Annotated in this window: 8 protein-coding genes; all 8 read left to right on the top strand. The window is 60.9% G+C overall.

Features of this window, described 5'->3' with window-relative positions; all coding sequences use genetic code 11:
* Positions 1-469: 469 nt before the first annotated feature.
* Complete coding sequence (gene rpmH, locus ACIGJD_RS20475; protein WP_003800212.1) at positions 470-607, top strand: 50S ribosomal protein L34; 138 nt, start codon at positions 470-472, stop codon at positions 605-607.
* Positions 608-646: 39 nt separating this feature from the next.
* Positions 647-1,057 carry a ribonuclease P protein component gene (gene rnpA, locus ACIGJD_RS20470; RefSeq protein ID WP_483687734.1) on the top strand — a complete coding sequence of 137 codons (411 nt, stop codon included), beginning with the start codon at positions 647-649 and terminating at the stop codon, positions 1,055-1,057.
* A complete protein-coding gene (gene yidD, locus ACIGJD_RS20465) occupies positions 1,050-1,442 on the top strand; it encodes a membrane protein insertion efficiency factor YidD (protein WP_483687733.1) in 393 nt (130 codons plus the stop codon). The genes rnpA and yidD overlap by 8 nt, the downstream gene beginning before the upstream one ends.
* A gap of 15 nt (positions 1,443-1,457) precedes the next feature.
* A complete protein-coding gene (gene yidC / locus ACIGJD_RS20460) occupies positions 1,458-2,429 on the top strand; it encodes a membrane protein insertase YidC (protein WP_483687732.1) in 972 nt (323 codons plus the stop codon).
* On the top strand, positions 2,429-2,992 hold the full coding sequence (locus tag ACIGJD_RS20455) for a Jag family protein (RefSeq protein WP_483687731.1): 564 nt from the start codon (positions 2,429-2,431) through the stop codon (positions 2,990-2,992). Before yidC ends, ACIGJD_RS20455 begins: the two co-directional genes overlap by 1 nt.
* Before the next feature lie 19 nt (positions 2,993-3,011).
* The gene (gene rsmG, locus ACIGJD_RS20450; RefSeq protein WP_483687730.1) at positions 3,012-3,662 is read left to right on the top strand and encodes a 16S rRNA (guanine(527)-N(7))-methyltransferase RsmG; all 651 of its coding nucleotides are present in this window, start codon (positions 3,012-3,014) and stop codon (positions 3,660-3,662) included.
* 89 nt (positions 3,663-3,751) lie between these two features.
* Positions 3,752-4,834 carry a ParA family protein gene (locus ACIGJD_RS20445; RefSeq protein ID WP_483687729.1) on the top strand — a complete coding sequence of 361 codons (1,083 nt, stop codon included), beginning with the start codon at positions 3,752-3,754 and terminating at the stop codon, positions 4,832-4,834.
* Positions 4,835-4,899: 65 nt separating this feature from the next.
* A complete protein-coding gene (locus ACIGJD_RS20440; protein WP_483687728.1) occupies positions 4,900-6,186 on the top strand; it encodes a ParB/RepB/Spo0J family partition protein in 1,287 nt (428 codons plus the stop codon).
* The last annotated feature ends 2,482 nt before the right edge of the window (positions 6,187-8,668 follow it).

Genomic DNA, 8,668 nt, shown 5'->3' with positions numbered 1-8,668 from the left:
CAATCGGTTCCCTCAAAACTTGCTGTGCCTGCATTGCCTGCAGCCCAAGTCCGGAACCAGGGTCCTGGCCCAGCTTCATCCACAGGGTTATGCACAACCCGTGGATAATCGGCTACTGGGACACTCTAGGGGATGAAAAGCCTAGAAGATAGCTGGCTATCCGGCTGTGGATAATTACACCGTTGTGGTTCTCCGGATGGCTCTGTGAGCCACTTCATCCACAGGTTGTTGGGGATACTTAGACACAGCTGGGGACAGTCGGAGAGGGACCTTCCGGTTTGACTCCGGCCTGCGGATTGCCCTAACGTTGTGAAGTCCTTTGTGTCCGCTTTTTGGCCCCATTTGAACTTTCCAGTCGCAGTGCGCCTGGCCAGTCCGGGGGAAGCGTGCATATACAAAACTTAGCGTCGGCCAGTTCTTCCCCATACTGATCGGGTGGGCGCACCTTTGATCCACTGGAGTAACTAACGTGAGCAAGCGGACTTTTCAGCCGAATAACCGCCGTCGAGCCAAGAAGCACGGCTTCCGCCTTCGTATGCGTACCCGTGCCGGCCGTGCCATCCTGGCAGCCCGTCGTGGCAAGGGCCGCACCGAACTGTCGGCCTAAATAACTGGCTCGTCGGTAGACATCCCTTGCGAGTTTAAGGTGCTGGCCGCCCGCAACCGCCTGAGGACCTCGACCGATTTTTCAACAACTGTACGTTCCGGTGTCCGCAATGGGCGCCGGAACGTAGTGTTATATGCGGCAGCTATTGCTGCCGACGAACCCAGCCGGATCGGGTTCATTGTTTCCAAGAGTGTAGGGAACGCTGTAGTCAGGAACCTCGTTAAGAGGAGACTGAGAGAAGCAGCTGCTGCATCGCTGCGCGGGCACGGTACGGGACTCGCCATCGTGGTGCGGGCGCTTCCTGCGTCTGCCACCGCCAGCTGGGACCAGCTGCTGTCGGACTACAACGCTGCACTGGGATCTGCGCTGAACCGGCTGGCCGGCCGCCCTTCACGGGCTGCCGCCAAAGGTTCGGCCGGTACAACACAGGAGGGGACAACGCGTGCCTAACGCCACTGCCGTCGTCGCCCGTTCCCGCAAGCTGTTGGCCGCCGTCGGGAAGTTCCTTTGGGACCTGCCCCGCAACCTCCTCATTCTTCTGCTGATGGCCTACCGCAAGGTGATTTCTCCCTTGTACGGTCCGGTCTGCCGCTTTTTCCCTTCATGCTCGGCGTATGCCCTTGAAGCGGTCACCGTCCATGGCGCCGTCAAGGGAAGTTGGCTGGCGGCCCGGCGTCTTGGCCACTGCCACCCATGGAACGCCGGCGGAGTGGACCACGTCCCCGCCGGCCGCCGGGAATGGCCGGAAGGCCGGACCCCCACAATTGTTGTGCTGAACAATCCGGATATCTACCGGGTTGATCGGACTGATGAAGAAGGCCGCAGTGCGGCCTGACGAATAGGGATAAGTATGGACTTCTTTGGAACAATCATGGCCCCGTTCAAGTGGCTGGTTTCCATCATCATGATTGGATTCCACGATGGCTTGAGCGCCATCGGGATGCCTGCCGCGAGCGGCTGGACGTGGACTCTGTCCATCATCGGGCTGGTGCTGGTAATCCGTGCCGCCCTGATCCCGGTATTCGTCAAGCAGATCAAGGCCCAGCGTGGCATGCAGCTGCTGCAGCCAGACCTGAAGAAGCTCCAGGACAAGTACAAGGGCAAGACCGACCAGCTGTCCCGCCAGGCCATGGCCCAGGAGCAGATGGCCATGTACAAGAAGCACGGGACCAACCCGTTCTCCGCATGCCTTCCCATGCTGATCCAGATGCCGTTCTTCTTTGCACTCTTCCAGGTGCTGTCGGGGATCTCGCAGGCCAAGGACCAGGGCGCCGGCATCGGTGCCATGAGCCACGAACAGGTTGTCGAGTTCGACGCGTCCAGCATTTTCGGCGCGCCGCTGTCCGCAGCCCTGCTGCACGGCGGGGCAGGCAACGTCGCCGTGGTGGTGCTGTCGATCGTGATGATCCTGGCCATGACGGCGTCGCAGTTCATCACGCAGAAGCAGATCATGGCCAAGAACATGTCTGAAGAAGCCATGGCCAGCCCGTTCATGCGCCAGCAGAAGATGATGCTGTACATCCTGCCCATCGTCTTCGGCGTGGGTGGCATCAACTTCCCCATCGGTGTCCTGATTTACTGGACCACCACCAACCTTTGGACCATGGGCCAGCAGTTCTTCGTCATCCGCCGCATGCCGACGCCGGGATCCCCCGCCGCCAAGGCCCTCGCCGAACGCCGGGCCGCCAAGGGCCTGCCGGCACTTTCCGTCCTGAGCGGCAAGCGGGACGAATCAGCCAACGCCGATGCCGCCGCGGCCGCCGCAGTTGAGATCAAGGGACAGCGCGTCCAGCCCCAGCGCAAGAACAGGAAGAAGAAGTAATGTCTGCCGAGAGCACCGAGCACGCCTTTTCTGAAGAGATCGAAGATCAGGACGCTTCCGTGAACCAGGATGCTTCCGCCGCCAAGGTTTCCGCCGTCAGCCGCCTCGAAGAAGAGGGAGACGTCGCTGCCGACTACCTGGAGGAATTGCTGGACATCGCCGATATCGACGGCGACATCGACATTGAGGTCCGCAACGGCCGCACTTACATCTCCATCGTCGCCGACGAGGAAGCCGAAGGGCTCGAAGGTTTGGTTGGCGAAGACGGCGAGGTCCTTGAAGCACTCCAGGAGCTGACGCGGCTGGCAGTCCTGTCGGCGACGGAAAACCGTTCCCGGCTTGTCCTGGACATCAACGGCTACCGGCAGGAACGTACCGGCCACCTGCAGAAGATTGCCGAAGACGCCGTTGCCTCCGTGAAGGACACCGGCAAGGCCGTGGCGCTGGAACCCATGAGCGCCTACGAGCGCAAGATTGTGCACGACGCCGTAGCCGACCTCGGCCTGGCCAGTGAGTCCGAGGGCGAAGGCGCCGGACGCCACATTGTTGTTTCCGCAGACTAGAAAAGCTGACCCAGTAACCATGGTTGACATCACGGCGGCAGAGCTTCGCGCTGCTGAGAAGATCTTCGGCGATCGCCTGGACCTGGCCAAACGCTACGTAGAGCACCTGGCCACCTCCGGTACCGAGCGGGGCCTCATTGGCCCGCGCGAAGTTCCCAGGTTGTGGAGCCGGCACGTGCTCAACTGCGCGGTCATCGAAAGTGAGATTGCCCCGGGAAGCCATGTTGCCGACGTCGGAAGCGGCGCCGGACTGCCTGGCTTGTGCCTTGCCATCGCACGCCCGGATCTTGAGCTGACGCTGATCGAACCCCTGGAGCGGCGCGTGATCTGGCTCCAGGAAGTGGTGGATGACCTTGGCCTGGACAATGTCACGGTTATGCGCACGCGCGCTGAGCTGGCCGTAGGGCACGTGGAGGCTGACGTGGTAACGGCCCGTGCCGTTTCGGCCTTGACCAACCTGGCGGGCCTCACCATCCCGCTCCTCGGCGGCCACGGTGAGGTGGTGGCCATCAAGGGACGCAGCGCCGGTGAGGAAATCGAGAAGGCGGCCAAGACCATCCGTAAGCTGGGTGGCGTTGAGACCTCGGTACTGACCGTAGGTGACAACCTGCTCGATGAGCCCACTACCGTGGTCCGCATCGTGGTGAACAAGTCCCAAAAGAAGTCCTGACCCGGGCCCGCTGACGGCTGTCAGCAGGCAGGAGCAGTTAGGCTAGACAACGGCAGCAAAATTGGCTGAACGAGAGTGAGAGTGCCCCAGTGACGAGTAGTGAAGCCTCCGCACAACGGATCCCGCCGTTTGTGTCATTGGGGTCGGCACGTTCTGTCGCTGGGTCCGGGCTTGCCGGCATGGGCACGGCTCCCGCCCGGGGTGGAAATTACCCGAAAGCAGGTGTTTCTGCTGCCTCCGGAAGTGCAGTTTCACGTGAAACAACCGCAAACGGTCGATCGAACGTCATCGACGCTATCGATGATTCCAGCCCCATCGCACGGGAACTTGCCCATGAAACCAAACGCCGTGAGCGTCTGATGGGACGCCAGCTTCCCCGCCCTGAAAAGACCCGCATCTTTACGGTGTCCAACCAGAAGGGCGGAGTGGGCAAGACCACCACTACGGTCAACATCGCCGCCGCCTTGGCAGCGGCCGGACTTAATGTGCTGGTCATCGATATCGATCCCCAGGGCAATGCCTCCACTGCCTTGGGCATCGAGCATCATGCGGACGTGGACAGCATCTACGACGTGCTGATCAACGACGTTCCTCTTGCCGATGTCGTAGCCCCGTGCCCGGATATCGGAAAACTCATCTGCGCGCCGGCCACCATCCACCTTGCAGGGGCTGAGATCGAGCTGGTGTCCCTGGTGGCGCGCGAGCAGCGGCTGCGCCGGGCCATCGACGTTTATGCGAAGGAACGCGAAAAGAACGGCGAGGAGCGGCTGGACTACGTGTTCATCGACTGCCCGCCCAGCCTGGGCCTGCTGACCGTCAACGCTTTCTGCGCCGCCAGTGAGGTACTGATCCCCATTCAGTGCGAGTACTACGCGCTGGAGGGACTCAGCCAGCTCCTCAAGAACATCGAGATGATCCAGAAGCACCTCAACGCGGACCTCGTCGTGTCGACCATCCTGCTCACTATGTACGACGGCCGAACCAACCTCGCTGCCCAGGTCGCCGCGGAGGTACGTCAGCACTTCCCCGAACAGGTCCTCTCGGCCGTAGTTCCACGGTCAGTCCGGATCTCTGAAGCCCCCAGCTACCAGCAGACGGTCATGACGTACGATCCGTCCTCAAGTGGTGCCCTGTCCTATTTGGAAGCCGCCGCTGAAATAGCGGAACGCTAGAATCTTCAATACCGCAACGCACGGAGCAAGGCCCAGCCCGGCTCTACCACTGGAGGGATTTACCCATGAGCGAGAAGCGACGGGGCCTAGGCCGCGGTCTTGGCGCGCTGATTCCAAGCTCCGCCGCAACCAATGGTTCCGGCAACGGTGGGGCGGCATCGCGGCCTGTTGATCTGTTCTTCCCGGAGGGACGCAGGAAGACGGAATCCACGGAGCAGCCTGCAGCGGCAGCAGTCACCGGAATGCAGGACAAGGAAGCGGCAAGGCCTGTCACCCCGTCGTCTCCAGGCAAGACAACTGCCCCCAAGGCTGCTGACAAGAGCAGCGACGATAAAAAGCCAGCCTCTGTGGCATCCCCCGCTCCGGCAAAGAAGGCTCCTGGCAGGAAGTCTCCCGCAGCCGCATCAAAGCCTGCTGCCGAACCCTCTGCCCCCGTGGCAGACCTGGAAGTCCCAAAGCCGGTTGAGGTCGCAGGCACCGAGGAGGCAGTACAGGATGGTGCGGCCGCCGACTCCGGCGTCGAGCTGGTGGAAGTTCCCGGTGCCCGCTTCGCCGAGATCCCAGTCTCCGACATACATCCGAACCGGAAGCAGCCGCGCAATGTCTTCGATGAAGACGACATGGCCGAACTGGTTCACTCGGTTCGCGAAATCGGCGTGCTTCAGCCTATTGTGGTCCGCACATCAACTGAAGCAGGTAGCGAACCCTACGAGTTGGTCATGGGTGAACGCCGCTGGCGCGCCGTCCAGGCAGCCGGGCTCGAAACCATTCCTGCGATCATTCGCGATACGACGGACGACGACCTTCTCCGGGATGCCCTGCTCGAGAACCTCCACCGCAGCCAGCTGAACCCCCTGGAAGAGGCCGCGGCTTACCAGCAGCTCCTGGAAGACTTTGGGACCACCCACGAGCAATTGGCGGATCGCATTGGCCGTTCCAGGCCGCAGGTGTCCAACACTCTTCGCCTGCTGAAGCTCCCTCCGCTGGTGCAGCGGCGGGTAGCCGCCGGCGTGCTCTCCGCAGGCCACGCGCGCGCCCTTCTGTCGCTGCCTGATGCTGCCGCCATGGAACGGCTTGCGCAGAGAATTGTTGCAGAGGGTATGTCAGTGCGCGCAACAGAAGAGGCTGCGGCTCTGTACCAGGATCCAGCAAAGCCCGCTAAGAACAACATTCCGCGCCCTGGGGCCCGCCATGAACGCCTGGACTATCTGGCATCCTCGCTCTCCGACCGCCTGGATACGAACGTCAAGATCTCGCTCGGTGTGAGAAAAGGTAAGGTAAGCATCGAGTTTGCCAGCGTTGAGGACTTGAACCGCATCATGGATGTTCTGGCTCCGGATTCGACCAACTGATCCGCGGTAGGAAGAGGCCCGATTCATTCTGAATCGGGCCTTCTTCATTGTGGAGTGAGTTCAAAGCCACTAGCTTTGGGGCCGGTGGCCGTTCGGGCCGAGGCCGCGCACTGATACTGCTGTCGCTTCTGCAAAATCGGGCGATGAGGCTCGCTGTTGAGGGTAGGCGGGCCAAACGTCGATTCCTACCTTCAGGCAGAGTAGGTGGTCCACCAGGCTAAGCCGGCCATTGGATGAGCTCAGCGACGTTGGTTCCGCCATCCGGCTGTTGTGGGAACATCGTCTCCCCTGTGTGGACTTTCTCTTTCCCACGTCCCAAAGTCCCCAGAGTCCGATTCAACATGCGTTCTCTCGCGATGAGTGATCAACTGGGAACACATTGCCGCTACCCCGAGATACAACGGTGTGGGGAAGATACCCGTCTGCGACATGTTGCGCGAAGGCCTGCCGGCAGGAAGCTGCGTGGTGTTCATGTGAAACGCTCGACCTGTTTCACGTGAAACGTGAATGGATGAACGCTGTCGCTAGTGATAGCGCGTGTGATGAGTCTTCAACCTTGGGACCGCGTATCTTTTGTAATAGCAGGGCGGTTCCAGACATACAGCCTTTTCGCCAACTCCTGCGGTCGAAGGCGGTACTGGTTCGTGACCATTGGCGTACTACGTACCTTTCTGTATATCGGTGCCTCCACGTGCCTAATACCGCTGGCCAGTAAGTAGTCCGCAAGGACTATGGTTTCGGTTGCCCGACGGATTGACTTCGAAGAGGACACATACATTTAAAGGTGACTGAAAAATTGATCGTTCCTGCGGGGCATCCTGACCCTTCGCTCTAGTGGCGGCAGTAGAAGCGACAAATCACTGGCAGTCTCCGATCTACTTCCGGCTTTCAGTTCTTCGGTGATTCTGATCGGTTACCAGGGCCGCATCAGTAGGAGGAGTGGCAATGCATGCCCATTGCGGGGGCACAACACAGAAGTACACCCACAACGCCTTCTGCAAAGCCCACGTCGACTCGTCCCTCTGCTTTGGCGAACGGCTCCGTGCAGAGGCTGAGGCCGCTTGGATGACAACGGTTCAGGCGTAGCCCTGTACGTCCCTGATGGGTTGCCGGTTGCACTGGGGGTAAGTCGTGTGCGCAAGTGCCCCCTGGGCCCGAGTGAACGGGAAGCAATCACGGCGGGCGGTCACGGACAATTCTTTTGTGGTGTCAGCACCTAGCGTTTCACGTGAAACGCGCGGTTCTCTCGAGTCTGATCCAGCGGCGGCGCCGGCTGATCACCAAGGAATTTACAGGCAACTGAAGCATAAGTGCCTCCCTGTCCGTGTTCCAATTTCAAGATCCGCCACGCTCTGCCTTTCAAGCAGATGAGCATCGTTTCAAAAACGCATGTTTCACGTGAAACGCTACACTCCTCGCTGTGACACCGCCTGTGCGTGCGACAAGCTCGGAGGAGTCGTGAACGCTGGTTGCCTGCAGTCAGTTTCTCTGACGCCACTGGAGGCATCCAGGACCGTGCCTGCCTTGTCGTCCAATACCGGTCCCGGTGTACTCCTACTCCTGCACGCCTGACCTAGCGGCCAACGGGTACGGGAAGCCATCGCTGGTGGGCGTGCTCTTGGCCATTACACTCGTGCCAACCAATCCCGGAGGCCACTGTCAGCAAGGATGGGATTTGGGGCCATACTCGCTGCCCAAGTCCCCGATGCTGCAGCTGACGCAGGGGTCAGGGGTCGTGTAGGCCGAGATGCCTGGCGAGCTCTCAAGGTATTCCCTAGGGGTCTGAGGTCCCCGGCGGCATAGGACGGCGCTGCACTGTGCGAGGGACGGAGGCCCCGGCTGGAGCTTCCTCTTGCTTATGTCTGCTCAGCTTCCCATCCGGGCGCTGCGTCCGATGGGGCGACATGGGCGCGATTCAAGGGCGAGTCGAGACAGCGCATTGTCCTCGATCCCTTGCAGGTTGGAGCCAAGTAGTACCCGTTAGTGCGTAAGAACACGCCCATGCCGTGCCGCTCCGCATGCCCGGCTCGCGTTGTGAAGGAACATGAACGTGAGGTGCAGGACTCTATGTAGGCGGTCGGAGGGGGTCTCTCCCCCGCTTGATTCTGGGGACGACAGGCCTGTGCGGTCAGTGGATAGAGCTGTGGATAACTCTGTGGATCCCGGCGCTGTCATTCTGCCTCCCGCTGACTCCATCAGGCTCTTCATGGGGCAGGCATACCCTGCGCCAAACGGAGCGGCTGCTGTGACGCTCCGAAGGAGCTGCGATGTTTCACGTGAAACGGCGGGCTGCAGCATGCGTGCATGGAGGACGGTATGCCCCGACGCAATCTTGGCCGGTTGATAGCCGCTCGAATTCCCGAAACTGCGTCGGAATGTGTTCCGGGGATAGGAGTAGTTGAGAATCGCCGCGCACCACCTGGAGCGGCCGGCAATCCACGGAGCATGCCGGAGCCGACGTGCTCGCTGTTGTTTGGCGGTG

It is taken from the genome of Arthrobacter sp. E1SS-5, from assembly GCF_057073715.1.
Note: the sequence above shows the minus strand (reverse complement) of the source record. Positions and strands in the feature narration are given on the sequence as shown.

Bases quoted from the DNA above. Each gene is read 5' to 3' on its own strand.
- ACIGJD_RS20440 (WP_483687728.1), top strand. From the start codon at position 4,900: ATGAGCGAGAAGCGACGGGGCCTAGGCCGCGGTCTTGGCGCGCTGATT.
- ACIGJD_RS20455 (WP_483687731.1), top strand. From the start codon at position 2,429: ATGTCTGCCGAGAGCACCGAGCACGCCTTTTCTGAAGAGATCGAAGAT.
- rsmG (WP_483687730.1), top strand. From the start codon at position 3,012: ATGGTTGACATCACGGCGGCAGAGCTTCGCGCTGCTGAGAAGATCTTC.
- yidC (WP_483687732.1), top strand. From the start codon at position 1,458: ATGGACTTCTTTGGAACAATCATGGCCCCGTTCAAGTGGCTGGTTTCC.